A 25,118-nucleotide genomic window follows, 5' to 3' on the forward strand; every position below is an offset into this window, starting at 1 on the left:
GCCGCACCGAATGCCATCGCGAGAGCGAGTATCCAGTGCGGCTTTTTCATCATTTCTCGAGCGCGGTCACGCCATCACTCAGCGCAGATAGTCGAACAGCGACATGCCCGAGATATCCGAGAACGCCTGCTGAGAGGCCTGCAGCCCCACCTGGGTCAGCGAGTAGTCGGAGATCGCCTCGTTGTAATCCAGATCGATCAGGTCGGAGCGTGTCGAGGCATAGTTGAGCTCGCGGTCATCCCCGATGATATCCAGTGAATCCAGCTCGTTGAGCTTGGTGCCGACATCGGCGCGCACCGTCAGCACATTGTCGAGACTGTTGCTGAACTGGCGACTGGCGGTCGAGATGGCGTTGTTGAAGGCGGCCTGGTCGGCCTCGCTCTCGATCGGCGTGCTCAGCGCAGTGATCAGCCCATCCAGATTGGCGAACAGATCGGCGCTGGCTTCACCCTCCTCGACCACCAGCTGGGTAGCCTTGCCGGAGGTCTGAGCTTCAGCGACCTGTTGCTCATCACCGGACAGCGTCATCGACAGGCCATTGAACGCAAGCGTCATGCCATCGCTGTACGCCACGGGCGATGGCAGCGGGTTGCCTTCGTCATCCAGGGTCGGGAGATCATTGCCGTCAGCATCGGTGCCGCTGATCGTGACGCCAGCGGCATCAATGCTGACGCTGTAGGCCGCACCATCGACCCGCGCCGCGGCGTCAATGACTTCCGGTCCCTTGAAGGTGATCGGCAGTGACGACTCGCTATCGCTAGTCTGGCGGGCCAGCTGCTGATTGCCGGATGCCACGCCGCCAAAGATCTGGCTGCCGGTATGATTGACCTCCATCAGGCGCGAGCTGTCGACGCGTTGCTGACGCTGCTCATCATCGCCGCGATAGCTGCCATCCTCGCCAAAGGGCGCCGTATCACCGCTCATGCCGCCGAACAGATAATTGCCGTTGCCGTCGGTGCTGTTGGCCAGCCCCAGCAACACTTCGCGACTGCCTTCAAGCTCGGTGGCCAGCGCATCACGGTCACTGTCACTGAGAGTGCCGTTGCCCGCCTGCACGATCAGGCTCTGGACACGCGTGATGGTATCGGTGACCTGATTAAGCGCGCTCTCCTCGATGGACAGGTTGTTGCGTGCCGTGGTGCGGCTGTCGCTGAACTGTTCATTGACGGCCTGGGACTGCGAGATCGTCACCGCCTGGCTGGCCGCGCTCGGGTCATCCGAGGGATTGACCACGCGCTTGCCGGTGGCCAGCTGCTCGGACACCTTGGAGAACGCTGCCTGCTGATCCAGCATCGAGGTGACGCCCTGGGCATAGAGGGTTTGGGTACTGATGCGCATCACGGCCTCGTTAACGGATGTTCAGAATGGTATCCAGCACCGTCGACGCGGTCTGGATGACCTGGGCGTTGGCCTGGTAATACTGCTGATAACGGATCAGGTCCGCGGCTTCTTCATCCAGATTGACCCCAGAGATCGACTGGTCTGCCGCCGACAGCTGCTCGGTCAGGCCCTGCTGAGCCTCCAGGTTGACCTGCACCTGACGTGTCTGGTTGCCGACCTGGCTGACCAGTGACGCGTAGTGATCATTGAAGCTGCCGGCGCTGCCCAGGGCGTCGCTGCTCTGCAGTGACTGCAGAGCGAGAATGTTGCGGTTGTCGAGACTGGCATCGCTTGAACCCGCCGCGATCTCGGCACCCTCGTCGATCGCGACCCCGAAGGTGTCAGCGATATTGCGCGTCGGCTGGATGGTGAAGCTGTCGCCGTCCGCCATGCCGGTGGCAGTGAACACCAGGCCATCCTGGCGCATCACGCCTTCACTGTCCGGAGTCAGGGTCTGCACGGCGCCGCTGCTGAGGTTTTCCAGCTGGTAGGTGCCGCCGTCAAGACTCAGGCGGTAGTCATCGCCGGTCAGCGCGACACTGTAGAAGTCGTCACCTTCCTGCTGAGTGGCGGGGGCGAATGTCACCTCAAGATCCGCTCCGGCGGCGTTGCCGCTGGTCGGCAGCACTTCCGGATCACCAAGGGTGAAGAAGTCGCCCCCCGTGTTGCCATTGGCGTCGACACCGTCGGCGTGCTGAGCATTGAAGGTCAACGCCAGACCCGCAGCCAACTGGCCGAGCTGATTCTGGGTCGGCTCGAGGCTGTCGGCGCGGAAGCTCAACAGCCCGCCCAGGGTGCCGCCTTCGAGCTGCGCCTCATCGATGGCGCTGGTCACGCCCGGCGCCACGCTGTAGGTGACCACCGAACGACTCATGTCCTGCGGGTCTGGCTCCACGGCCAGTTCGTTATTGCTGCTGCCGTTGACCAGCAGCTGGCCATTGCCGAGGCTGACGCTCAGCCGACCATCCTGCTCCTGTACCTCGACGCCGACCAGCGTCTGCAGGCCGGTCACCGCCTGATCGCGCTGGTCCAGCAGGCCGAGTGGCTCTTCGCCGGTACGCGCACGCGTCAGGGAAATCTGCTCGTTGAGCGAGGCGATCTGGCTGGTGGCAGTGTTGATGTCGCCGACCACATCGCCGAGCTGTGAATTGACCGCAGCGTCCATGTCATCCAGATAGGCGGAGAAGGCATTGAACTGCCCTGCCAGGCTCTCGGCACTGCCCAGCAGGCTCTCGCGCGCCGCCGGGTCACTCGGCTGACTGGCCACGCCTTCGATGGCGCCGAAGAACTCCTGCATCAACGGCGCCAGGCCCGCCTCGTCATCGGCGAGCAGATTGTCGATCTGGCTGATGTTGGCTTCGTGGGTCTCAAGCGCCGTGCTGGCGCTCATGGCGCTGTCCAGCTGCGCCGAGAGATAGCTGTCGGTCTGACGGCTGATCGACGCCACACTGACACCGCCACCACTGCTGCCACTCAGTTCGACCGTTTCACGGCTATAGCCCGGCGTGTAGACGTTGGCGATGTTGTTGCTGTTGGTGGCAAGTGCCGTCTGGGCGGCTTGCAGACCACTGACACCGATACTCAACATGCTGCTGGCCATGGCGTTTACCTGAAAGGAACAATGGGAAAAGGGAGAAGGTGAATGACGCCACACCGGCGTACGGATGCTGTGATTATCGGCGAGTCAGACGCCAACTTAAGGCCCCAGGCAGCAATAGTTGCCAGCAATTCATCAACAGTGAATCGTCATAAGCGGCGCTCTCTAACGGATCAGCGGCTCTGAACGACCCATCGCCAATTGGATGGCCCCTGATGCATTACTTTGACTGCCAGCACCGATCTCCTTATTCGTCGCAGAGGCCACAGACGCCACACCCGTCGCAGACGCCACACCCGTCGCCGACGCCGCAGACGCCACATCCGCCGCAGACGCCAGCTCGACCAGCGGCTCAGCATCGCGCGCATCGAGGGCAAACAGCGGCGCGGAGGCCTCAAGCAGACCGCGTGGGGAGCTTGAGTTGGCGGTTGCGACAGGCGCTGACGCAGGCACGGCATCGCGTGACGCCAGGCGGGCCTCCTGTGTCTCGAGAGGCCCGCTGGCCTCCAGCGGGCCGACACGACTCATGATCGAGATCAGCTTGTCGGCATAGTGCGGGTCAGTGGCGTAGCCCGCTTCCTGCAAGGCGCGCGCGGCACTCTCGGCGTCCGGCGACCGGGTCACGTGGGCATAACGCTGGGCGCCGGTCAGCAGCGCGGCATGATCGCGCAGCGCACTGGCCTGATCGGGATAGACGCGGAAGCTGTCCTCGAGACGCATGCGGCGCCCATCACGATACTCGGTAGTCAGCACCGTGGTGCTGTCGCCCTGCCAGCTGCTGCCGGCCTTAATGCCGAACAGATTATGGCTGTCGGTGCCGGCCTCGGTGTGGATACGGCGCTGACCCCAGCCCGTTTCCAGCGCGGCCTGGGCCAGAATCAATTCTGCGGGCAGCCCGCTTTCACGACTGGCCGCCTGTGCGGCGGGGCCAAATTCCGCCACGAAGCGCTGCACATTCTCGGGCTGACGACGTTGCTGCTCGCTGAGCGCTGCCACGTCGGTCACTGTCACCGGGCTGACGGTGTCAGACACGTCATCCTTGCCTGTCGTCGCCATCGGCAGCTCGGCGTAGACGCCTCGCGCCGTGTCGCCGGGCGCCAGCGTATCGAGCATCGCCATGAAGCCGGTAACCTCGTCTGCAGCGTGTGTCTCCACCGCCGCCTGCCAGTCATCTTCGCGAGCCGCGCCCATCTCCGGGGTCAGGCCCACCGCCGACAACCAGCCGTCGGCACCCTGTTCATCAACAGACTTCCCATCGGCTGCTGCGCTGGGGGAGATTGCGGTGCTGCTATCCGTGTTCGTGCCCGTCGCCGTGCTGGAGGACAGCTGCTGAATCAGGATCTTCGACAGGCCGATACCGTCACCGACACTGGCCAGTTGCTGGGAGAGCTGCTGGTCCAGCATCGAGGTCATCATCTCTTGCTGCTGGGAGCCGGTCAGCGCTGAATTCTCGGTCGCCGAGCGCATCTGCTTGAGCATCATGTTGAGCATCAAGGCCTCGAATTGGCGCGCACTCTCCTCCAGCGCCTCCTGCTGGCGCTCGCCGCCACTGCTGGCCGCCCCCTTGAGGCTCGCCAGGCCCTGAGTATCGAAGGCCAGACGACCGGCATCCACGTTGGCACCGCTACCAAGCACACTCATCAGATCACCTCGAGATCAGCACGCAGCGCACCGGCTGCCTTGAGCGCTTCCAGAATCGAGACCAGGTCCTGCGGCGTGGCGCCCAGCGCATTCAGGCCATCGACGACCTCCTGCAGGCTGGCAGTCCCCTCGACCATGCGCAGCGCACCGCCCTGCTGGTTCACGCTGATATCGGGGTCATTGACCACTGCCGTCTGCCCCTGGGACAGCGGCGCAGGCTGGCTGATCACCGGATTGGCGTCGATCACCACCGACAGATTGCCGTGGGTGACCGCGGCGCGCGCCAGGCGCACTTCGGAATTCATCACCACCGAGCCGGTCCGTGCATTGACCACCACACGTGCACGCGGCACGCCCAGGGCGACCTCGATGTTCTCGAGTCTGGCGATGAACCCGACACGCTGACTGAGATCACGCGGTGCCTGCACCACGATATCGCGGCTGCTGAGCGGCGAGGCCAGCGAGCCGCCGAAGTTGCGATTGATGGCGCTGGCGACGTTCTGGGCATGATTGAAATCGCCCTCGAACAGGTCGAGATGGATCACGCCATTCTCATCCCCGAGACGCGTCGGCACGCCGCGCTCCACCGTCGCGCCACTGGGAATGCGCCCGGCGGTCAGCTGGTTGACCTGCACGCTGGAACCGCCGGCCTGGGCACCGGCGCCACCGATGATCAGATTGCCCTGCGCCAGCGCATAGACCTGGCCATCCACGCCCTTGAGCGGCGTCATCAACAGGGTGCCACCGCGCAGACTCTTGGCATTGCCCAGCGACGACACCACGACATCAATGGGCTGACCGGAGCTTGCAAAGGCCGGCAGGCTGGCGGTAACCATGACCGCCGCCACGTTCTTGAGCTGCATGTTGGTACCCGACGGCACCGTCACGCCCAGCTGGGAGAGCATGTTGGTCAGACTCTGGCCGGTGAACGGCGCCTGGGTGGTCTGGTCCCCACTGCCATCCAGCCCCACCACCAGGCCGTAGCCGACCAGCGGGTTGTCGCGCACGCCGCGCACCTGGGCGAGGTCCTTGATGCGATCGGCCTGCGCCGATTGCAGCGTCAAGGTCAGGCAGCTCACCAGCATCAGGCAGGCGGCCAGCGCAGCGCGCCAGCGGGGATAAGGGAGCATCTCAGGCATCGGATAGCGACTCATGATGGGACAGCGTGGTGAGAAATCGGGACAGACCCTTCAGGGCGGGGCCATTCGCGGCACAATTCTTCGCAGAACAAGTCTTTGCAGAACAAGTCAGTGCACAACAAGTCTCTGCAAAACAATTCTCTACAGAACAAGCCGCGGCAATTGCCACGCCAGGCTCAGAACGGCGCCAGATTGAGGAAGAAGCGCTGCATCCAGCCCATGTTCTGTGCCTCGTTGATATAGCCATCACCGACATATTCGATGCGTGCACTGGCCACCTGGGTGGACTGCACCGTATTGGCCGAGGAAATCGTGCGCGGATTGACCACTCCGGAAAAGCGAATCGACTCGGTGCCCTGATTGATCGCGATGCGCTTCTCGCCACGCACCTCCAGATTGCCGTTCGGTTGCACCTGACTGACCGTCACGGTGATGGTGCCGGTGAAACTGTTGTTGGCATTCGAGCCACCACTGCCGGTGAAATCATTCTCGCCCTCGATATCGGCATCGGTGCCATCCAGCAGCCCCGTCATGAAATCGGGGATGGCGGTCAGCGAGAAACCGAGGCTGCCGTCACGGCTGGCATTGCTGGCCGAGCTCTTGCTGGCGCTGACATTCTCGTCGAGCAGGATGGTGATGATGTCGCCGATGGCACGCGGGCGGCGATCCTCGAACAGCGGCTGGTTGCCATACAGCGGCTGGAAGATGGCGCCATTGGCCATCGGTTCCGGGCGCGGCTGCATCGTCGATTCCATTGGTGTGGTATCGACCAGCGGCTCGCTGGGGATATGGGCGCACCCGGCGCCCATCAGCGTCATGGCCAGCATCGCCAATCCGGCCAGCGCGCGGCGCCAGCCAGGCAACGTCAAGCCGGGCATCGCCAAGCCCTTCTGGCGTGGGCAAACAGCTGCCAGGGATGGCAGTGCCACCACCGGGAGATCACGCGAAAGCGACATGCGACAACCCTTACATCTGGACCAGACGCTCCAGCATCTGATCGGTGGTGGTCACGGCCTTGGAATTGATCTCGTAGGCACGCTGGTTCTGGATCATGCCCACCATCTCTTCCACCACGTTGACGTTGGAGGTCTCGACGAAGCCCTGGTAGAGAGTGCCCGCACCATTGAAGCCCGGCACATTGTCACTGCGCGGCCCGGAGGCGTCGGTCTCGGAATACAGATTCTCGCCGCGACTGAACAGGCCCGTCGGGTTGATGAAGGTAGACAGCTGCAGCTGACCGACCTCTGTACTGTTGGTGGAACCGGGCTGGGTGACGCTGACCACGCCATCGGAGGCGATATCGACACTCAGGGCATTGGCCGGAATGACGATCGCCGGGTCCAGCGGGTAGCCACTGGCGGTGACCATCTGGCCGGTACTGTCGAGCTGGAAGGAGCCATCGCGGGTATAGGCATTGGTGCCATCCGGCAGCATCACCGCGAAGAAGCCCTGACCATTGATCGCGACATCCTTGGAGTTCTCGGTCTGCTCCAGATTGCCCTGGATGTGCAGACGCTCGGTGGCCACGGTGCGCACCCCGGTGCCCACCTGCAGCCCCGAGGGCAGCTCGGTGGTGGCAGAGGAGGCAGCGCCGGGCTGGCGCATGTTCTGGTAAAGCAGATCTTCAAACACCGCGCGCGACTGCTTGAAACCATTGGTCGAGACGTTGGCCAGGTTGTTGGCCGTGACGTCCATCTGCATCTGCTGAGCTTCAAGGCCGCTCTTGGCTGTCCATAGGGCACGAATCATCAGGGGGCTCCGCCGTGATTACGGGGTCAGTCGGTACCAAGCAGGCTGTTGCCACGCTCGGCCATGCGCTCTGCCGTGTCGATGCTCTTCATCTGCATCTCGAAACTGCGCGCGTTGTTGATCATGGCGACCATCGCGTCGGTCGCCGAGACGTTGCTGCTCTCCAGGGCGCCGGAGACGACCCGCACCAGCGGGTCGGCAGCCAGCGGTGGCGCGGCCTCTCCCGCCGCAGTCGGCGGCTGAAGGAAATAGCCGTCCTCGCCGCGCACAAGCGCCGGGCTGCCGGGAATGGCCTCGGGATTGACCAGCTTGAGCTGGGCCTGCAGCACCATGGTGTCAGGTGCATCCGCCGCCGAGCGTGCACTCACGCTGCCATCGGCGGAGATATGCACGATGGCGTTGAGCGGCAGCTCGATCGGCCCGCCATCGCCCAGCACCGGCAAGCCGCCGGAGGTCAGGACACCATCGGCATCGATCTGCAGCGCGCCGTTGCGGGTGTAGAGCTCCTCGCCATTCGCGCCCTGCACGGCCAGCATGCCTGGGCCGTCCAGCGCGACATCCAGCGCGCGATCCGTGGTCTGGATCGTGCCCTGGGCCATCGAGGCTCCCGCGGTGGTCAGCTGACTGGAGACGCGTGTCGCCAGCCCTTCACCCTGCACATCCACCGCACGCGACAGCGTCAGCATCTCGCGAAAGCCGGTGGTCGAGAGGTTGGCCAGGTTATGACTGGCGACATCCTGAGCCGCCAGGCTGCGCTGGGCGCCGCTCATGGCGGTGTAGAGCATTCTGTCCATCCGCTATTCCCTCACACCTTGCCGTGTTGCCGTCAGCGCCCGCCCCTCAACGACCGCTCTTGACGAGCTGGTCCGCCGCCTAAGTACTGACGCTCGAGATAACCCGGTTCGCCCCGACATCTCTGCTGTTTTCATTGCAGAAGACGAACCGAGTCACATGTCAGGAGTGGCATTAGCGCATGTTGATGACGCTTTGCTGGACCTCGTCCTGGACCTTGATGGTCTGGGCGTTGGACTGATAGTTGCGCTGAGCGATGATCAGATCGACCAGCTCGGTGGTCAGGTCGACGTTGGAGGCCTCGACGACCCCGGATTGGACCTCACCGAAGACGCCCTCACCCGGCACACCGACCAGCGGAACACCCGAGGAAGCGGTGGCGACCCAGCCGTTGTCGCCATTGGGCTGCAGACCCTGCTCATTGGCGAAGTTGGCCAGCGCGATGGTGCCCAGTGTCTGCTTGAGCTCATTGGAGTAACTGCCGATCACGCGACCATCTTCCTCGAAGGACACGCCGACAAGACTGCCGGAGGTATAACCATTCTGGGACAGAGTTGTGACTTCAAAATCATTGGCATACTGCGTGCTGCCAGTGAAGTCGATACTGAAGCTAAGCTTTGCAGCACCATTATCAAGCTCATGATTTTGAAGTTGAGGCTCATAACTACTTAATTGCCCATTGCCTGCAAAACTTATTGTCTCAAGCTGTGGATCAAATAAAGCTGCTGCATCGGCCTCGGCCTGTTTAGCTTTTACAAGCTCTTCCTGCGCCTCATCCAACTCACTTTTCAATTGATCTACCAGGTCATCCAAGCCATTTTCTTCACCATCGGCAATACTTGCTTCCAGCTCTTCGACCTTCGCTTCTATAACAGTTAACTCATCAGATGCAGTTTGATACTCAGAAGCTTTGCCCGAAAAGTCCATTACATGGTGGACATCCCAGGAATTATTGCCTGTCTTGGCATAGAAGGACGTCACGACATGTTCATCGCCAAGACTGTCATACACCGTCATCGCCGAGGCGTAGTTGTAGGTCGCGGCATCCGTCGGATCAAAATCGGCAGTGGCCGGCTCAGGGTCCGCGGCATCCAGATTGAGCGCGACTTCAGCGCCATAGACCTCGAGAGCGATGTTGTCCTGCGTCGCTTTTGCCGCCAGTGGGGCTGTCGGAATCTGCAATACCACGGGCTCCCCGGTGACACCTTCACCGGAATAGCCTGTCAACTGGGCACCCTGGGCCGTGACGATATAGCCCTCGGCATCGATGTTGAGCTGGCCATTGCGCGAATAGACGATCTGACCACTGGTGTCCGAGAAACGCAGGAAGCCATCTCCGGAAATCGCCAGATCGAGATCGCGTCCGGTGGATTCCAGCGAGCCGGAAGTGAAGTCCTGGGCAACGGATGCCAATTGCACCCCGATCCCCGCTGCCTGTGAGCCGGCATAGATGTCGGAGAATTGCGCCTCAGAGGATTTGAAACCCACCGTTTCCGAGTTGGCGATGTTGTTGCCGATCACATCCAGATTGGTAGAAGCCGCACTCAAACCGCTCAATGCCTGTGAAAACGCCATGGACTGTCCCTTTGATCGCGATGAAGATGAAAGCCCGAGACCTGTCAGCGAGCTCGGGGGCGGCCAAACGGCCTGAAACTGGTGGCCCGTCCGGCGGGCTCGCTGGCGCTATCCCGGCGCCATGGGCTCAGCTCAAAGCACCTGACGCACGGCGTCCAGACTGACGACACCCAACACCGGACCCAAGTCCAGCTGAGCACCGCTGTCGGTCTGATTGACGCCACTGACCACGCCATAACTCAGCGTCTGCAGGTCGTCATAGCTCTCGCCTGCCCGCTCGGCCGTCACGGCCAGCTGGTAGGAGCCATCGGCGGCTTCAGTGCCATCATCCAGCAAACCGTCCCAGACGAAGCCATGAATACCCGCCTCCAATGCGCCCAACTCGAAGGTCTTGACCACAATGCCATCCGCGCCCAGCACCTCGACGGTGGCATTGTCGACATCGTCAGCCAGCTCAAGACCGAAGGGTGTCGAGGTCGCGTTGCCCACCAGCACCGCATTGCCGCCGACCAGCACGCCCTGATCGAGCAGACTGGCCGCCTGCAGCGCTTCACTGCTGGAAATCTGCGCCGTGATGCCCTCAAGCGTGGTGTTGAGCTCTTCGATACCACTGACGGTGCTGATCTGGGCCAGCTGCGCGGTCAGATCGGAATTCGACACCGGGTCCATCGGGTCCTGGTTCTGCATCTGCGCCACCAGCAGGGTCATGAACTGATCATTGAGCTCCTCGGTACTGCTCACCGACTGCGTGCTGTCGGTGACGCCGGAGGTCGTGGTGGTCTGGTTGATGCTGTTGAGCACACTGGTGTCTAGCGTCGCCATGCGGTTACCCGAAATCAGAAGAAGCGGTCAGAAGGCCAAAGCCCCGAGCGAGGGTCATTCCCCCAGCGTCAGTGTCTTGCGCAGCAGGGACTTGGAGGTATTGAAGACCTCGACATTGGCCTCGTAGGACTTGGAGGCCGCGATCATGTCGACCATCTCGGCAACCGGATCGACATTGGAGAAGGTCACATAGCCCTGCTCGTCGGCGAGGGGATGATCGGGGCGATACTCCTGGCGCGCCGGGGCATCGCTCAGCTCCACCGAGCTGACCCTGACACCACCGAGGCCTGCACTGCGCGACGCCATCTGTGTCGCCAGACCGCCACCGGCCAGGTTGGCCGTCGCCAGCGAGGCATTGGCCTGACGCGCGAGGGGCGCGTATTCGAACACCACCTGACGCGCCTGATAGGGCTTGCCATCCGGGCCCGCCACACTGTCAGCGTTGGCCATGTTGCTGGCCACGGCATTGATGCGCTGCGACTGGGCCGCCATCGCGGAGCCCGCGACGTTGAAGATGCTGAACGCTGCCATCAACTGTTCTCCGATTGCATGGCCAGACGCAGGCCCTGGATCTTGCCGGTCAGAAGCTCAAGGCTGGCCTCGTAATGCAGACTGTTGTCCGCGAAATTGACCCGCTCCACATCCATGTCGACGGTATTGCCGTCCAGACTCGGCTGTGTCGGCACGCGATAGAGCAGGTCCGCGCCCAGCGACAGCCCCGCCCCGCTGGCGGCCTGGTGGCCGGCCTGGGTCGTGTTCAGCGCAAGCGGCCCCGCCGCGGCATTGCCCGCCGTCGCCTTGGCCAGGGTGGCGGAGAAGTCGATATCGCGCGCCAGATAGCCCGGCGTGTCGGCATTGGCGATATTGGTGGCCAGCACCTGCTGACGCTCGGCGCGAAGGCCCAGCGCCTGCTGGTGAAAGCTCATGAGGGAATCAAGTCGATCAAACATAGAAGTGCCCCGCTGTCGGCACCTCGCCCTGATGTGAGCGAGGGAACATCCATCGATCAGCTCACGCGTAGGGGAGCATGACGGAAAGCAGGACTGAGAATAGTCAGCCAGCGCCAGGATGAAGGTAAGAACAAGCCACTTTATCGCGGCTATTTCTGGCCATGCCGGTGTCAGGGGCGGCTTACAATCTCTCGCGGCACTGATCCAGCGCCCTGAACCTTGTGCCCTGAACCAGGGGCGCTTGACCCCGCCTTCCGCCCCGGACGCCACTCGCGATGAGAGACAGCATGCCGAAAATCAGCGTAGCGAAAGGTCTGTCTGTGGCTAGAGGACTGTCTGTTGCAAAAGGACTGTTTGTGACAAAAGGCCTGACGACGGCAACAGGCCTGTGGCGCACCATTGCCAGCACCGGGCTATTGGTCCTGCTGCCCGTGGGCGCCGCTGTGCATGCCAACACCTCAGACACGATCGGCTCTGCCATTCAGCTGTCTGCCGCCCAGGCATCAGCATCAGCAACAACCTCATCAATAGCCTCAACAACAGCGCCTTCAGTCAAAGACGCGCAGACACGCGCCGTCGAGGCCCTGCGCTGGCAATTGAGCGACTTCTTCACCGCCGAGGCAAGCGGCCCCGTCAGAGTGCGCATGCCCGGCGAGCCGCCGCTGGGCGCGCCCAGCGAGGCCTCAGTACAACTCGAGCTGCGGCGCCTGCCCGCCCGCCTGAAAGAATGCTCGGCGCCCCAACTGAGCCTCAACGCCGCGCGCAGTGACCGCCACACACCGGGACTCAAACGCCTGCAGCTGCTGTGCGCCAACGGCCAGCAACATATCGTCAGCGTTCGCATGGAACGCTACGCCTGGCGCCAGAGCACGCCACAGCCGCTTGCGAGCGGCACGCCGCTGGCACCCGCGAGATTGACGTCGGTACTGACGCCACTGGGCAAGTTGCGTGGCAATGGTTTCGAGAGCGCCGCGGCGCTGTCAGGCTTCGAGGTACGCCGCCGCCTGCGCGCCGGCGAGGTCATCACCCGCAACAGCGTGCGCGCCATCCCGCTGGTAAACTTCGGCGATACCGTGACCTATCAGGTCAGCGGCACAGGCTTCAGCATGCAGCGCAGTGCGCGGGCACTGGAGGCTGGGGGGCTCGATGAGCGCATCCGCATCGAACTCGCTCCGGGCGACTGGGTGCGCGCCCGCGTCATCGGGCCGCGGCGGGTAGCGCCATGATGACTTCAGTTGAGATGAGATGAGCCGAGCTGATCCGCGCCGGGCCAACCCGAGTCATCCTGTTGACTGTGCACGCCCAGCCACGACACGCTGACGCACCGGAAAGACATGCTGACGCTCGAAGGCCGAAATGCTTGATACTGACAAGTCGCCACCCGCACCAGATACCTCATCCCTGAGGGACCATATTGCCTGTGTGGGGTAAAGCTTGTGCTGGCATGGCCGATAGTCGACTCAAGCGCGCAGATGACGCACGCAACCCATCCATGACAGGCTCGTCGTCGAGCCCGGCCCGACGGCCAGAGAGGACAGTCAATGAAGATTGAACATGGCGGCCCGATACAGCGCAGCGATACCCAAGCCCCGCGCGAACTGCGTCCAGAGACGGCCAAGGACACCACCGCCACCCCGGCGGCGATCTCCACGGCCGACTCCACCCAGGTCGAGCTTTCCAGCAGCGCGATCGATGCAGGCCAGGACATCGACCAGGCGCGCGTCGACAGCCTCAAGCAGGCCATCGCCGATGGCAGCATCAAGATCGATGTCGATCGCATCGCACAAGGGCTGATCGATGCCTTCGAAGGTGACGCATGACACTCGATGACGCCTCGACGGCCTCGCTGGGCGAGATCTTTTCCGGCCTCGAGCAGGAGCTGAATGACTTCATCGCCCTGCTCGAGGAAGAACAGCGCCTGCTGGGCCAACGCCTGCCGAGCGCGGCAGACCTTGAGGCCTCGCGCGAAGCCAAGCTGGCCAACGCCGCCCGCCTGGAAGCGCTGGAGAGCCGCCGGCGCAGCTGGCTGAGCAACGCCGGGCTCACCAATGACCCACTGGAACTGCATACGGTGCTCGCCAGCCAGCCGCTACTGGCTACCCAGTGGTGGCATCTGGTGACGCTGACGCGCCGCGCCCAGGCACGCAATCGCCTGAATGGTGAGCTGATCGGTCAGCGCATGGCACTGCACAGCAAGATTCTCGACAGCCTGCATCAACGTTCCCCCGGCCATTACGGCGCCGATGGACGACCTGCGGCGGGAGTCTCACGCCTGAACGTCTCGGCCTGAGCGTCCTGACCTGACTGTCCTGGCCTGAGCGTCCTGACTTGAATAGCTAAGGCGTTAGGCTCGCGGGCTGCACACCCCGACTGTCTTTCCCTTTATTGACGACCCAGAAACACGCGAGGCCCGGCATTCTGCCGAGCCTCCAGACACTGCTGCTGCACTCCAGTCACTAGCCATTCAGCCAGCTGATCGTCAGCCATTCAAAGCCAGCCCCCTTTCGCTGACAACGCCGCCAGTCACGCACCTTCCAGGCTTTCGACGTCGATCACCAGCTGGATGTCATCCAGATGTGCCGCCGGCTTGAGTACGCCACGTCCATTGCGATAGACCTTCAGCGAGAATGGCGCCGTCGCCAGCTCTCGGGTCGGCAGGGTCAACTTGCCACGCCTCGCCGCGAGCATGGCGCAGCGCTCCTCCAGGCAGAGCATGACCTGCCATTCCCCCGGCGCACTCGTGAGCGAATAGCGCCAATGAATCGCGGTGACGCGCGTCCTGTCAGGCGCCATCAGCCCTGAATCACGCACGGCATCTGCCACTGCCAGAGGGCGCATATACCAATGCCCTCGCTGAGCGATTGTCAGCGACTCGACGGACATCATCACCGCCGCGCTGGCGGCCTGCACCGGCGTGGATAGCGTCGCGGCCCACAGCGCTGCTGCAGTCATCAAGGCCGCCATCGGTGCCGTCCTGCTTCCAGGCTTCGCACTCAGCTTCGCTCTCGACGCCACTCCCGCCCTGGATTTCCTGAATCCTGTCGCCACACGCCTTCTTCTCTGCACCGCTGACTCCTTCAGATCCGTCTTGCTGCAGACGCTCGACACACCCCTTGCCGGCGCCTTCCCTGTCGCATTTATCTGCCTTTGCGGCATGTTGTTGTCTTGCTCAGTGGTGAGCCGCGCTGGCGTCACGCCGCACGCCCCCCGATCATCTGGGTGACCCGCAGCTCGCGGTCATCGGGAATCTCTGCTTGGGACAGCACCGCCAGACTCTTGAAGCGACGACGTAGGAAGCGCCCCACCAAGGGTCGCAGCGCGTGCCCGACCACCAGTACGCTGGGCTCGCCATTGGCGTCCTGCGCGGCGACGGCATTCTCGGCATGCTGCATCAAGGTATCGGCAAGGCCGGGTTCCAGCGCATTGCCGCTGCTCAAGGCCTGCATCAGCACCTGCTCGAGCTGCGCCTCCAGACCGATCACGCGCAAGACACGCTCGGCGCCGAACCAGTACTGGGTGATGGCACGCCCGAGGGCGACGCGCACCATGGCAGTCAGGTCGTTGGGGTCCTTGCTGTGCGGGGCATGCTCCGCAAGCGCCTCGAGGATGGTACGCATGTCGCGAATCGAGACCTCCTCATCCAGCAGGTTGTGCAGGATACGCTGCAGGGTGCCCTGACTGATCAAGGCCGGCACCACCTCCTCCACCAGGCCGCCATCCTGCGGGCCCAGCTTCTCGAGCAGCTTGCTGACCTCACTGCGCCCGAGCAACTGATCGGCATGGCGGGTCATCAGATGATTGAGGTGGGTCGTGATCACGGTCGGGGTATCGACCACCGTGTAGCCATAGACCTGGGCCTGCTCGCGGGTTTCCGGCTCGATCCAGGTGGCGGCCAGGCCGAAGGCCGGCTCGGTGGTGGCCACGCCCGGCAGCTTGCCGGACACCTTGCCCGGATTGATCGCCAGCCAGCGGCCCGGATAGGCCTCGCCCCGCCCGACCTCGGCACCCTTCAGGCTGATGACATACTGATTGGGCCCAAGCTCGAGGTTGTCGCGGATATGTACCACCGGCGGCAGGAACCCGATCTCCTGGGCGTACTTGCGACGCACTCCCTTGATGCGCGCCAGCAACTCACCGCCCTGGCGCATGTCGACCATAGCAATCAGGCGATGACCGACCTCCATCGCCAGCGGCTCCACCAGTCGCACATCATCCCAGCTGGCCTCGCTGACCTCCTGTACGGCCGCCGCAGGCGCGGGCGCCGCCTCTTCCTTTGCCTCGCTGCTGACCTCCTTCTCGCGCTGGGAGGCCCACCACCCAAGCCCCGCCAGCAGCAAGGTGAAGAAAATGAAGACCATGTTTGGCATGCCCGGCACCAGACCCAGCAACCCCATCACGCCAGCCGCCAACCACAGTACCTGCGAGCTCTTGAACAGCTGGCCGATCATCTGCTGACCGACGTCTTCATTGGTGTTGACCCGCGACACCATCACGCCCGCGGCGGTCGAGATGACCAGTGACGGAATCTGCGCCACCAGACCATCGCCGATGGTCAGCAGCGTATAGGTGCGCGCCGCATCGGACATGCTCAGGTCGTGCTGCCCGACCCCGATGATCAGCCCGCCGATGATATTGACCACCATGATCACCAGTCCCGCCACCGCATCGCCACGCACGAACTTGCTGGCACCGTCCATCGAGCCGAAGAAATCGGATTCCTGCGACACTTCCCGGCGGCGCTCGCGCGCCTGGTCTTCGCCGATCAGGCCGGCGTTGAGGTCGGCATCGATCGCCATCTGCTTGCCGGGCATGGCGTCCAGCGTGAAGCGTGCGCCGACCTCGGCGATACGCCCGGCGCCCTTGGTGATGACCATGAAGTTGATGATGACCAGAATCGAGAACACCACCAGACCGACGGCGAAATTGCCGCCAACCAGAAACTGACCGAAAGCCTCGATGACCTTGCCCGCCGAGTCACCGCCGTTGTGACCTTCCAGCAGCACCACCCGCGTCGAGGCGACATTGAGCGACAGGCGCAGCAAGGTCGAGAACAGCAGCACCGCGGGGAAGGCCGAGAAATCCAGCGGCTTCTGCGCAAACATGCTGACCATCAGGATCATGATCGACAGCGCGATATTGAAGGTGAACAGCAGATCGAGGATGAAGGGCGCCAGCGGCAACACCATCATCGACAGGATCATCATGATCAGCAGCGGCCCGGCCAGCACCTTCAGCTGGCTGGAGGTATTGAGCCCCACGCGGTCAAACAGTGTCAGCAAGGTATTCATGCAAGCGGCTCATCGATCGTGAAGGGCGTTGCGCGTGCTGCGCAGCGGCCCGGGCTTGGGGAGCAGAAATGGCGGTCAGTCATGGGGTTCGGTTGGCAGCATCAGCCAGCAGGACGGTTATCAAGTTCGGGCCTCAACTTCGATCAGCCACGCCGGTCATCAACTGCGGTCATCAACTGCGGTCATCAACTGCGGTCATCAACTTCCGACACGAGGATCCGTCGTCGCATCACTGTCCGGCCCGGGCTTGGCGCTGGGCTGGAACACCGCCCCGGCATCGGCGTCATCAGAATCATGATCAGAAGACATCGCGCCTGCGGCTGACGCGTCAGATTCGACTGTCGGCTCCCCGTCATCACGCTCGGCGCCTGGCGGGCCAGCCTCCTCAGCCGTCCCTTGCGCCTCCTCGGGTACCTGATACTCATCGGGAACGGACAGATCTGCCGGCAGGCTCGGCCGCAGGCCACCCTGCTTGCGCGCCCGCTTGAGTCGCATCGCCCAGGCCAGCACCTCGGCGATCACCTGATAGAGCGCAATGGGAATTTCCTGCTCGAGATCGACATGGGTGTGCAGGGCACGCGCCAGGGGCGGCGCACTCAGCATCGGCACCCCGTTCGCCTCGCCCACTTCGCGAATGCGCAGCGCCACCTCATCACGCCCCTTGGCCACCACCCGCGGTGCGCGCATGTCGCCCTCGTGATAGACCAGCGCCACCGAGTAGTGCGTCGGATTGTTAACGATGACATCGGCATTGGGTACGGCGCTCATCATGCGCGCACGCGCCATGGCCTGCTGCTGCTGACGGATGCGCGCCTTGATCTGCGGGTCGCCATCCGTTTCCTTGTGCTCGCGCTTGATCTCCTCGAGGCTCATGCGCAGCTTCTTGGCGTGACTCCACAGCTGATACGGCACATCCATCAGCGTCGGCACGATCAGCATCAATATCGCCAGCGCCGTACAGCGCGCCACGATCGCCAGCGCATCCGCCATGGCGTTGCCCAGCGGCATCATCATCAACGCCATCAATTCCTGGCGCTGGGCATGCAGATACATCACCACCACGCCACCGACCAGTATCGACTTGGCGATGGTCTTGAGCAGCTCGGCCAGCGCCTGGGAGGACACCATCCGGCCCAGCCCCTTGACGGGATTGAGCTTGCCCAGCGACGGCGCCAGTGACTTGGTGGAGAACATCCAGCCGCCCAGCAACACCGGGCCGACCAGCGCCAGTACCATCAGCAGGGCAAACAACGGCAACAGTGCCAGCAAGGCCTCCTGGCCCAGCATCAAGGCATTGGCAAGCATCACGCGACTGTCGAGTGCCTGAGCGCGATCAAAGCCGAACGAGGCGCCCAGCACACGCTCCAGGGTGTCGCCAAGCGGCCCCGCCAACAGCCACAGGCCTGCTGCACCTCCGCCCAACAACAGAAAGGTCGCAAGCTCCCGCGAGCGGGGCACCTGCCCTTCCTCGCGGGCCTTCTGTATTCGGTGGGGCGTGGCGTCTTCTGTCTTGTCGTCGCTGCTCTGCTCGTCAGCCACCGGCTACTCCGCTTGCCTAGGATCGCATCTACCTGAACTGCCGAAGAGCATGACGCTCGCTCACACTGGCGCGCACGGCGAACGCTTCATGCCGATAATGGGCCTCATTGTGCCAAGCACGGCGGGGATCAAAGCGCGGAATAGCGCCCAAAAACGCCCTTGCCCGCCTCACGGGACGTGGACGGGCAAGGGCATGACGGGCAGGGTTTGAAGTGCAAGGTATGAAGAACAAGGACCAGCAGGTGCCACTACCGAGAAGGCGGCTAGAAACCGAGGCTATCCAGCAGGTCATCGACTTCATCCTGACTGGCGACCACCCCCGGTGCATCGGCTCGCACCTGGGGGCCATTGAGCAAGGCACCAGACTGGGCATCCCCGGCACTGGATGCTGCCTGCTCATCCAGCGCCGAGGCTGAAAGCGCTGCTGCCGAAAGCCCCGCAGCGGCCGCCGGGGTGGCGGCCTGCCCGGAAGACGCCATCGCCGAACGTGCATGACCCTCCGGGACATTGTCGAGCAGCAACTGCAACAGCTGCATCTCGATCTGCTGGATGACATCCATCATGCGCTTGATCACCTGACCGGTGAGGTCCTGGAAATCCTGCGCCATCATGATTTCGAGCAATTCGCTGTTGGTGGCGCTGGTCTGATCAGGCACCACGGCCAGATAGGCACGCGTGTCGATCACCAATTCACGCGCCTGATCCAGGGCCACCGGCTCGGCAAACCAGGCGTCCCAGCGCCCGCTGAGCGACTTCGCCTCACTGGCCAGAGCATCCTGCAGCGGCTGGGCCCGCTCACAGGCATTGAGGGCACGATCTGCCGCCTGCTCCGTCTTGCTGGCCACGTAATTGAGGCGATCACGAGCATCGGGGATCGCCTCGGCAGCACGTTCGATCTCCCGATCCAGCCCCAGTTCACGCATGTTGTCGCGCAGCATGCGTGTCAGCTGGCCGATACGCCGAATCAGGTCTTCGCTGCTGTCCCCCGTCCTGGCGGGATTGGCCGCCCCATCGCGCGCCATCACACCAGGATCAGCGCCCGAGGATGACTGGGGTTCAGATGATGATTCCAGATGACTCATGACACCCTCCTTGATATGACCAACGACGCGATCAGCGTGGCCCGGCCAGCGTGGCGCGATGGCTCAGAGGCCGTGTTTCTCGAAGACCTTGCCCAGCTTCTCTTCCAGCACCGCCGCCGTGAAGGGCTTGACCACATAGCCACTGGCACCGGCCTGGGCAGCGGCAATGATGTTTTCCTTCTTGGCCTCAGCGGTGACCATCAGCACCGGCAACGTGGCCGTGGCGGGATTGGCACGCACGCGTCTGAGCATCTCGAGCCCATCGAGGTTGGGCATGTTCCAGTCGGAGATCACCAGCTCGAAGCTGCCTTGATTCAGGAACTCCAGGGCCTGTTGCCCATCTTCGGCTTCCTCCACATTGGTGAAGCCGAGCTCCTTGAGCAGGTTGCGCACGATCCGACGCATGGTGGGAAAGTCGTCGACGACGAGGATTCGCAGGTTCTTGTCGGCCATCAGCGGTCGGGCTCTCTTCCAGAATCACATGAGGGAACGGCTGAAAATTCCAGCCTTGTGAGGGGGTTATCGGCCACAAGCCGGCAGACTTTACCCTCTGCGCCCACCTTCTCCTTGCCGGCAACTCACACCCACTTAACCTCCACGCCCAGGCAGATCGAAGCGGTCTAGACGCGTTGCGAACGCCCGGCCAGCTGTACCAGGTGGAGCAGATGCCCACTGATGCGACTCAACGGCAACACGCTTTCTGCGGCCCCGAGCTCGACGGCTTCCCGCGGCATGCCGTAGACCACGCAGCTTTGCTCGTCCTGGGCGATGGTGTGGGCGCCGGCTTCGCGCATCTGCAACAACCCCCGCGCGCCGTCGCGGCCCATGCCGGTCAGGATCACGCCCACGGCGTTGCGACCGGCCACCCGCGCCACGGAATCGAACAGCACATCCACCGATGGGCGGTGACGATTGACCGGTGGACGCTGATCGAGGGTGACCACATAGTTGGCCCCGCTGCGCGACAGCGTCAGGTGGGCGTCGCCAGGCGCGATATAGGCATGCCCCGGCAGGATGCGCTCACCGTGCGCAGCTTCCTTGACGGCGATACGACACAGCCCATTGAGTCGCTCGGCGAACGAGCGCGTGAAGCCCGGCGGCATGTGCTGAGTCACAAGGATGGCCGGCGCATCCGCCGGCAACGACTGCAACACCGCGCGTATCGCCTCGGTCCCGCCGGTCGAGGCCCCCACCGCGATCAGCTTCTCGCTCGACAGCAATGGCCGGCGGCTGGCAGCAGCGATCGCAGGCGGGCTTTCCTTGTCCTGACTGACCGGGGCGGCGACCGAAGCGGCGACTGACCTGTCTGCCAGACTGGACTGATATGGATGGGACTGAGACAGGCTGGACAGGGCCGAATTGGACAGCGCCGAATTGGACAGGGCCGAGCCGGCCTGTGCACTGCCAGCAGATGGCGACGTCACGGCGCGACCCGCAGGCCGCACACGCGCCCGCGCGGCGGCGCGAATCTTGTCGGCAATCGTCTCGGCATACTCGAGCATGCCGCCACGTATGCCCAGACGCGGCTTGGAGACGAAATCCACCGCACCCAGCTCCAGCGCGCGCAGCGTGATTTCTCCGCCGCGTTCGGTCAGCGAAGACACCATTACCACCGGCATCGGTCGCAGGCGCATCAGGCGCTCGAGGAAGTCCAGCCCATCCATGCGTGGCATTTCCACATCCAGCGTCAGCACATCCGGCTCGTGACGCTTGATCAGGTCTCGCGCGACCAGCGGGTCCGGCGCGGTGGCCACGACCTGCATGTCAGGCTGGGCATTGATGATCTCGACCATCAACTCACGGATCAGCGCGGAGTCATCGACACACAGCACACGGATCATGCGCCCCGCCCCGGCCTGGGTCGTGCCTGCGCCAGCAGCTGCACTTGAGTTCGAATCTGACCTTGAACCAGCATTTGACCTTGAGACCGAGCATGACGATGAAGCGGGGGTAGGCATCCAGACACTCCTGGAGAGTGGGTAAGGGAAAGGGAATCATCACCAGCCATCACGACGCATCACGCGCCCTCCGTCCGGCGGCGAGACAGGGTATAGACCGTCTGGCCGCGCAGCGTGAAGGCATCATTGAGCCATGAGAAATTCTCGGAATGACCGGCAAACAACAGTCCATCGGGCTTGAGCATCAGTGCGAAGCGGTCCAGCAGACGTGACTGGGTCTGCTTGTCGAAGTAGATCATCACGTTGCGACAGAAGATCACGTCAAAGCCGCTACCGAGGTCCCAGTGGCTATCCAGCAGATTCAGGTGGCGAAAGCGCACCAGCTGCTTGATCTCCGGGCGCACCCTCACCTGCCCCTGGCGACTGCCGCTGCCACGCAGCATGAAGCGCTTGCAGCGTTGCTCACCCAGTTTGGCGATGCGCTCGAAGGGGTAGATGCCGAGTTCGGCTTCCCGCAGCGCGTCCGTGTCGATATCGGTGGCGATCAGCTCGACCTGATTCGCCGCGGCTCCCAACACCTCGCGCAGTACCATCGCGATGGAATAGGGCTCCTCCCCGGTCGAGGCGGCGGCACACCAGATACGCAGCGGCGCTCGCTGACCCGACACCTGACGATGCAGGCGCTCGCGCAGGAAGTTCTCGAGCATGACGAAGTGATGGGGCTCGCGAAAGAACGCGGTCAGATTGGTGGTCAGCGCATTGATGAAGGCAGGCCACTCGTCGTGATCACTGCGACTCAGGCTGGCCTCCAGCATGGTCAGATAGTCATGGAAACGCGTCAGACCATGCACTCTGAGCCGGCGCGACAGACGGCTGTAGACCATCTCACGCTTGTGACGCGCCAGCACGATGCCGGCGCGCTGATAGATGAGGCGCGCGATGCGCTCGAAGTCGTCATCGGTCATCACCAGGTCCCGCCCGAGGGCATGGGAGGCCGGTGACGGGGCGGACCAGACGGGTGGCGGCGTGAGATCTGTCACCGTCGCGGACCCTGTGAGCCGCCAGGCACCTGCGCTCGAGTCGCGGCCTGAGCGTGCACAGAAGAAGATTGCTCGGCTGAGGCGTCCCCCGGCAGGCGTGCGGGAATCTGCTCCGGGCCTTCGCCGCCAAAGCGGAAGACGTTGACCGCGTGCGACAGCCCCGCGACCGAACGCTCGAGATCCTGCGCCAGATGGGCGCTGCTCATCACACGCTGGGCGTTCTGCTGGGTGGCCTGGTCCATCTCGTTGATGGCGGTATTGATCTGCTCGATGCCGCCGCTCTGCTCACGCGAGGCCGAGGAGATCTCGGCGATCAGATCATTGACCCGCGAGATGCCGGTCACGATCGCCTCCATGGTGCCGCGCGCCGCCTCGACCTGATCACCGCCATCGCTGATCTCCCGCTGGGTGGTATCGATCAGGGCCTTGATCTCGCGCGCCGCCTCGGCACTGCGGGAGGCCAGATTGCGCACCTCACCGGCCACCACGGCAAAGCCGCGACCATGTTCACCGGCGCGCGCGGCCTCCACCGAGGCATTGAGGGCCAGCAGATTGGTCTGGAAGGCGATCGAGTCGATCACCTTGATGATGTCGGCCATCTTTTCAGAGGTGGCGGTAATCCCCTGCATGCGCGCCACTACCGCCTGCATCGCCTCACCACCCTCATTGGAGGAGCGCGTGGCCTGATCAGCCAGTTGCGAGACCTGGATGGCATTGTCGGCATTCTGGCGCACGGTGCCGGTCATCTGCTCCATGCTGGCCGCCGTCTCTTCCAACGATGCCGCCTGCTGTTCGACCCGCGCCGAGAATTCCTGATTGCCGTGTGCCATGTCGCCGGCGGCAGGCCTGACCACATTGATGCCCGCATTGACCTCGCTGACAATGCCGACCAGTGACTTGCGCATGCTGTCCAGCGCTCGTACCAGACGTGCCATCTCATCATTGCCCGCCAGCGTCATCGACTGGGAAAGATTGCCCGCGGCGATCTGGCGTGCGAAATCCAGGGTGCTGCGCAGCGGACGCACCAGGCTGCGGTAGGTACGCAGTGCCAACCACAGCGACACCACGCCCACGCCAGCGAAGGCGATCCACAGCCCCCACTCCAGACGCGCATGGCTCGCCTCAAGCGCTTGTTGGCGCTGCTCAAGCGCCGCCAGCTGCGCCGCGGGCAGCTCGGCAGACAGCTGGGTCAGCACGGTACGTGCATGCGCCTGGCTATCGGCCAGCACCTGCAGCAGCTCGCTGCCCATCAAGGCTCCGGCCACCAACGGCAGTGCGGCCAGCAGCGCGATACGCGGCGCCATGCGCCACTGGGTGAGGCGCTTGAAGGCCCCCGTAAAACCAGCACGCACGATGCGGCCCTTGCTCAAGCGATAGTCGCGCTTGCCCTGCTTGAGGCCCGCGTAGACCTGCTCGGCCTGGTCGATCTGCTCGCGACTGGCCTTGACGCGCACCGAGGCAAACCCCATCACCTCGCCCTGCTCGATCAGCGGCGTCACACAGGCGTCGACCCAGTAATAGTCGCCATTCTCGCGTCGATTCTTGACCAGTCCCTGCCAGCTTTCGCCTTGCTTGAGCGTCGACCACAGATTCTCGAAGGCGGCTTCTGGCATGTCGGGGTGGCGCACCAGATTGTGCGGCGCACCCATCAAGGCATCACGCGTGAAGCCACTGACCTCGATGAAGACAGAGTTGGCGTAGGTGATGCGTCCCTTGAGATCGGTACGCGAGATCAGGTAGTCATGCTCACCAATGGGGTATTCCCTTGCCGTCACCGGCTGATTGTTTCGCATTGCCCTTGCTTAGCCTCGTACTCGTCACAGCGTGATCGTCATTGACCCGGCGAGACCACTGACCGGCAGCATGACCGTCATTGCCCGGTACAGCCGCCCACGACCTTGTGGTGCACACCTTATCGGCCGCTGTCGGCAGTTCTTGAACGCAAGAGCGCCGCTGACCAGCAGGCCAGCGGCGCTCAAGGCGAAACGGGTGGAAAAGCTTGCGAGATCAGGCGAGCACACGCCGCAGGCAGCATGCCGCCTATTGCGCCTGACTCATGCCGCGAGACAGCAGGTCATGCCGGCTGCGCCGCGGGCTCCATCAGCGCCATTTCATCACTGGTCATCATGTGCTCGATATCCATGATCAGCAGCATGTGATCGTTGACGGTCGCCAGCCCCGCCAGGAAGTCACTGTTCATGCGCGCACCGAATTCCGGCGGCGGCAGCACCTGATCGGCCGCGAGGCTGATCACATCGGAGACGCCATCGACGACGATGCCGACCACACGCTCACCGATATTGATCACGATCACCACCGTCTGCGCGGTGTATTCAGCCTGACCCAGCTGGAACTTCAGCCGCAGATCGACGATCGGCACGATGACGCCACGCAGGTTGGTCACGCCCTTGATGAAGGCCGGTGCATTGGCGATACGCGTGACGTTCTCGTAACCGCGAATCTCCTGCACCTTGAGGATATCCACGGCGTAGTGCTCCTCGCCGAGGCTGAATACCAGGTATTCGCCGCCGTCATTGACCTTGGAGGCGTGGTCCTGCGCCAGGCCGACATTGGACGTCTGCGCCGCGGCAACTTGAGTGTGAGACATGCTCATCTCCTGTCTGTG

At 63.3% G+C, this 25,118-nt stretch carries 23 protein-coding genes; 3 read left to right on the forward strand and 20 right to left on the reverse strand.

Features of this window, described 5'->3' with window-relative positions; genetic code table 11:
- Window positions 1–78: 78 nt before the first annotated feature.
- The 11 genes from flgL to flgB form a co-directional block, all read right to left on the reverse strand.
- The gene (flgL, locus tag R1T44_RS10695) at window positions 79–1,338 is read right to left on the reverse strand and encodes a flagellar hook-associated protein FlgL (RefSeq protein ID WP_317291985.1); all 1,260 of its coding nucleotides are present in this window, start codon (window positions 1,336–1,338) and stop codon (window positions 79–81) included.
- Between the two features lie 10 nt (window positions 1,339–1,348).
- Entirely contained in the window at window positions 1,349–2,980 is a 1,632-nt protein-coding gene (gene flgK / locus R1T44_RS10700) for a flagellar hook-associated protein FlgK (RefSeq protein WP_317291986.1), read from the reverse strand.
- Between the two features lie 162 nt (window positions 2,981–3,142).
- A complete protein-coding gene (gene flgJ, locus R1T44_RS10705) occupies window positions 3,143–4,618 on the reverse strand; it encodes a flagellar assembly peptidoglycan hydrolase FlgJ (RefSeq protein WP_317291987.1) in 1,476 nt (491 codons plus the stop codon).
- A complete protein-coding gene (locus tag R1T44_RS10710; RefSeq protein ID WP_054556615.1) occupies window positions 4,618–5,757 on the reverse strand; it encodes a flagellar basal body P-ring protein FlgI in 1,140 nt (379 codons plus the stop codon). Before R1T44_RS10710 ends, flgJ begins: the two co-directional genes overlap by 1 nt.
- Before the next feature lie 176 nt (window positions 5,758–5,933).
- On the reverse strand, window positions 5,934–6,635 hold the full coding sequence (locus tag R1T44_RS10715) for a flagellar basal body L-ring protein FlgH (protein WP_394805777.1): 702 nt from the start codon (window positions 6,633–6,635) through the stop codon (window positions 5,934–5,936).
- 88 nt (window positions 6,636–6,723) lie between these two features.
- Window positions 6,724–7,506 carry a flagellar basal-body rod protein FlgG gene (flgG, locus tag R1T44_RS10720; RefSeq protein WP_054556613.1) on the reverse strand — a complete coding sequence of 261 codons (783 nt, stop codon included), beginning with the start codon at window positions 7,504–7,506 and terminating at the stop codon, window positions 6,724–6,726.
- Window positions 7,507–7,532: 26 nt separating this feature from the next.
- A complete protein-coding gene (locus tag R1T44_RS10725) occupies window positions 7,533–8,300 on the reverse strand; it encodes a flagellar basal body rod protein FlgF (RefSeq protein WP_317291988.1) in 768 nt (255 codons plus the stop codon).
- A gap of 172 nt (window positions 8,301–8,472) precedes the next feature.
- Window positions 8,473–9,873 carry a flagellar hook-basal body complex protein gene (locus tag R1T44_RS10730; protein WP_317291989.1) on the reverse strand — a complete coding sequence of 467 codons (1,401 nt, stop codon included), beginning with the start codon at window positions 9,871–9,873 and terminating at the stop codon, window positions 8,473–8,475.
- A 132-nt stretch (window positions 9,874–10,005) separates the two neighbouring features.
- Window positions 10,006–10,695, reverse strand: coding sequence for a flagellar hook assembly protein FlgD (locus R1T44_RS10735; protein WP_317291990.1), 690 nt, complete (start codon window positions 10,693–10,695; stop codon window positions 10,006–10,008).
- A 54-nt stretch (window positions 10,696–10,749) separates the two neighbouring features.
- Window positions 10,750–11,226, reverse strand: a complete 477-nt coding sequence (gene flgC, locus R1T44_RS10740; protein ID WP_054556609.1) for a flagellar basal body rod protein FlgC — start codon at window positions 11,224–11,226, stop codon at window positions 10,750–10,752.
- Window positions 11,226–11,621, reverse strand: a complete 396-nt coding sequence (gene flgB / locus R1T44_RS10745; protein WP_317291991.1) for a flagellar basal body rod protein FlgB — start codon at window positions 11,619–11,621, stop codon at window positions 11,226–11,228. Before flgB ends, flgC begins: the two co-directional genes overlap by 1 nt.
- Window positions 11,622–12,289: 668 nt before the next feature.
- On the opposite strand from flgB, the gene flgA reads away from it, so the two are divergent.
- The 3 genes from flgA (at window position 12,290) to R1T44_RS10760 (ending at window position 13,935) form a co-directional block, all read left to right on the forward strand.
- The gene (flgA, locus tag R1T44_RS10750) at window positions 12,290–12,871 is read left to right on the forward strand and encodes a flagellar basal body P-ring formation chaperone FlgA (RefSeq protein ID WP_317291992.1); all 582 of its coding nucleotides are present in this window, start codon (window positions 12,290–12,292) and stop codon (window positions 12,869–12,871) included.
- A 315-nt stretch (window positions 12,872–13,186) separates the two neighbouring features.
- Window positions 13,187–13,465, forward strand: coding sequence for a flagellar biosynthesis anti-sigma factor FlgM (gene flgM, locus R1T44_RS10755; RefSeq protein WP_317291993.1), 279 nt, complete (start codon window positions 13,187–13,189; stop codon window positions 13,463–13,465).
- Window positions 13,462–13,935, forward strand: coding sequence for a flagella synthesis protein FlgN (locus R1T44_RS10760; RefSeq protein ID WP_317291994.1), 474 nt, complete (start codon window positions 13,462–13,464; stop codon window positions 13,933–13,935). Before flgM ends, R1T44_RS10760 begins: the two co-directional genes overlap by 4 nt.
- Before the next feature lie 233 nt (window positions 13,936–14,168).
- Here R1T44_RS10760 and R1T44_RS10765 read toward each other — a convergent pair whose 3' ends face one another.
- From R1T44_RS10765 to R1T44_RS10805, 9 genes are all read right to left on the reverse strand, one after another.
- On the reverse strand, window positions 14,169–14,609 hold the full coding sequence (locus tag R1T44_RS10765) for a flagellar protein FlhE (RefSeq protein ID WP_317291995.1): 441 nt from the start codon (window positions 14,607–14,609) through the stop codon (window positions 14,169–14,171).
- A gap of 227 nt (window positions 14,610–14,836) precedes the next feature.
- On the reverse strand, window positions 14,837–16,933 hold the full coding sequence (flhA, locus tag R1T44_RS10770) for a flagellar biosynthesis protein FlhA (protein ID WP_317291996.1): 2,097 nt from the start codon (window positions 16,931–16,933) through the stop codon (window positions 14,837–14,839).
- Between the two features lie 198 nt (window positions 16,934–17,131).
- Window positions 17,132–18,472, reverse strand: coding sequence for a flagellar biosynthesis protein FlhB (flhB, locus tag R1T44_RS10775; RefSeq protein WP_317291997.1), 1,341 nt, complete (start codon window positions 18,470–18,472; stop codon window positions 17,132–17,134).
- Window positions 18,473–18,735: 263 nt separating this feature from the next.
- Window positions 18,736–19,494, reverse strand: a complete 759-nt coding sequence (cheZ, locus tag R1T44_RS10780) for a protein phosphatase CheZ (RefSeq protein ID WP_317292936.1) — start codon at window positions 19,492–19,494, stop codon at window positions 18,736–18,738.
- 123 nt (window positions 19,495–19,617) lie between these two features.
- Window positions 19,618–20,007, reverse strand: a complete 390-nt coding sequence (cheY, locus tag R1T44_RS10785; protein ID WP_131432094.1) for a chemotaxis response regulator CheY — start codon at window positions 20,005–20,007, stop codon at window positions 19,618–19,620.
- Between the two features lie 167 nt (window positions 20,008–20,174).
- Window positions 20,175–21,395 carry a protein-glutamate methylesterase/protein-glutamine glutaminase gene (locus tag R1T44_RS10790; RefSeq protein WP_317291998.1) on the reverse strand — a complete coding sequence of 407 codons (1,221 nt, stop codon included), beginning with the start codon at window positions 21,393–21,395 and terminating at the stop codon, window positions 20,175–20,177.
- 176 nt (window positions 21,396–21,571) lie between these two features.
- Window positions 21,572–22,417, reverse strand: coding sequence for a CheR family methyltransferase (locus tag R1T44_RS10795; protein WP_317291999.1), 846 nt, complete (start codon window positions 22,415–22,417; stop codon window positions 21,572–21,574).
- A gap of 71 nt (window positions 22,418–22,488) precedes the next feature.
- On the reverse strand, window positions 22,489–24,285 hold the full coding sequence (locus R1T44_RS10800; RefSeq protein ID WP_317292000.1) for a methyl-accepting chemotaxis protein: 1,797 nt from the start codon (window positions 24,283–24,285) through the stop codon (window positions 22,489–22,491).
- Between the two features lie 281 nt (window positions 24,286–24,566).
- Window positions 24,567–25,106: a chemotaxis protein CheW gene (locus tag R1T44_RS10805; protein ID WP_176503356.1), complete on the reverse strand. Its 540-nt coding sequence runs from the start codon at window positions 25,104–25,106 to the stop codon at window positions 24,567–24,569.
- Window positions 25,107–25,118 lie beyond the last annotated feature (12 nt).

Origin of the sequence: Cobetia amphilecti, assembly GCF_032923285.1 — a bacterium.
In the GTDB taxonomy this organism is placed as follows: Bacteria; Pseudomonadota; Gammaproteobacteria; order Pseudomonadales; family Halomonadaceae; genus Cobetia; species Cobetia amphilecti.

Bases quoted from the DNA above. Each gene is read 5' to 3' on its own strand.
- flgC (WP_054556609.1), bottom strand. From the start codon at position 11,226: ATGGCAGCGTTCAGCATCTTCAACGTCGCGGGCTCCGCGATGGCGGCC.
- R1T44_RS10760 (WP_317291994.1), top strand. From the start codon at position 13,462: ATGACACTCGATGACGCCTCGACGGCCTCGCTGGGCGAGATCTTTTCC.
- R1T44_RS10715 (WP_394805777.1), bottom strand. From the start codon at position 6,635: ATGCCCGGCTTGACGTTGCCTGGCTGGCGCCGCGCGCTGGCCGGATTG.
- flgJ (WP_317291987.1), bottom strand. From the start codon at position 4,618: ATGAGTGTGCTTGGTAGCGGTGCCAACGTGGATGCCGGTCGTCTGGCC.
- R1T44_RS10730 (WP_317291989.1), bottom strand. From the start codon at position 9,873: ATGGCGTTTTCACAGGCATTGAGCGGTTTGAGTGCGGCTTCTACCAAT.
- R1T44_RS10765 (WP_317291995.1), bottom strand. From the start codon at position 14,609: ATGGCGGCCTTGATGACTGCAGCAGCGCTGTGGGCCGCGACGCTATCC.
- R1T44_RS10710 (WP_054556615.1), bottom strand. From the start codon at position 5,757: ATGCCTGAGATGCTCCCTTATCCCCGCTGGCGCGCTGCGCTGGCCGCC.
- R1T44_RS10800 (WP_317292000.1), bottom strand. From the start codon at position 24,285: ATGCGAAACAATCAGCCGGTGACGGCAAGGGAATACCCCATTGGTGAG.
- R1T44_RS10795 (WP_317291999.1), bottom strand. From the start codon at position 22,417: ATGACCGATGACGACTTCGAGCGCATCGCGCGCCTCATCTATCAGCGC.
- R1T44_RS10735 (WP_317291990.1), bottom strand. From the start codon at position 10,695: ATGGCGACGCTAGACACCAGTGTGCTCAACAGCATCAACCAGACCACC.
- R1T44_RS10790 (WP_317291998.1), bottom strand. From the start codon at position 21,395: ATGATCCGTGTGCTGTGTGTCGATGACTCCGCGCTGATCCGTGAGTTG.
- flgM (WP_317291993.1), top strand. From the start codon at position 13,187: ATGAAGATTGAACATGGCGGCCCGATACAGCGCAGCGATACCCAAGCC.
- flgK (WP_317291986.1), bottom strand. From the start codon at position 2,980: ATGGCCAGCAGCATGTTGAGTATCGGTGTCAGTGGTCTGCAAGCCGCC.
- flgL (WP_317291985.1), bottom strand. From the start codon at position 1,338: ATGCGCATCAGTACCCAAACCCTCTATGCCCAGGGCGTCACCTCGATG.
- R1T44_RS10805 (WP_176503356.1), bottom strand. From the start codon at position 25,106: ATGAGCATGTCTCACACTCAAGTTGCCGCGGCGCAGACGTCCAATGTC.
- flgG (WP_054556613.1), bottom strand. From the start codon at position 7,506: ATGATTCGTGCCCTATGGACAGCCAAGAGCGGCCTTGAAGCTCAGCAG.
- R1T44_RS10725 (WP_317291988.1), bottom strand. From the start codon at position 8,300: ATGGACAGAATGCTCTACACCGCCATGAGCGGCGCCCAGCGCAGCCTG.
- flgB (WP_317291991.1), bottom strand. From the start codon at position 11,621: ATGAGCTTTCACCAGCAGGCGCTGGGCCTTCGCGCCGAGCGTCAGCAG.
- flgA (WP_317291992.1), top strand. From the start codon at position 12,290: ATGCCCGGCGAGCCGCCGCTGGGCGCGCCCAGCGAGGCCTCAGTACAA.
- flhA (WP_317291996.1), bottom strand. From the start codon at position 16,933: ATGAATACCTTGCTGACACTGTTTGACCGCGTGGGGCTCAATACCTCC.
- cheY (WP_131432094.1), bottom strand. From the start codon at position 20,007: ATGGCCGACAAGAACCTGCGAATCCTCGTCGTCGACGACTTTCCCACC.
- cheZ (WP_317292936.1), bottom strand. From the start codon at position 19,494: ATGGCGCGCGATGGGGCGGCCAATCCCGCCAGGACGGGGGACAGCAGC.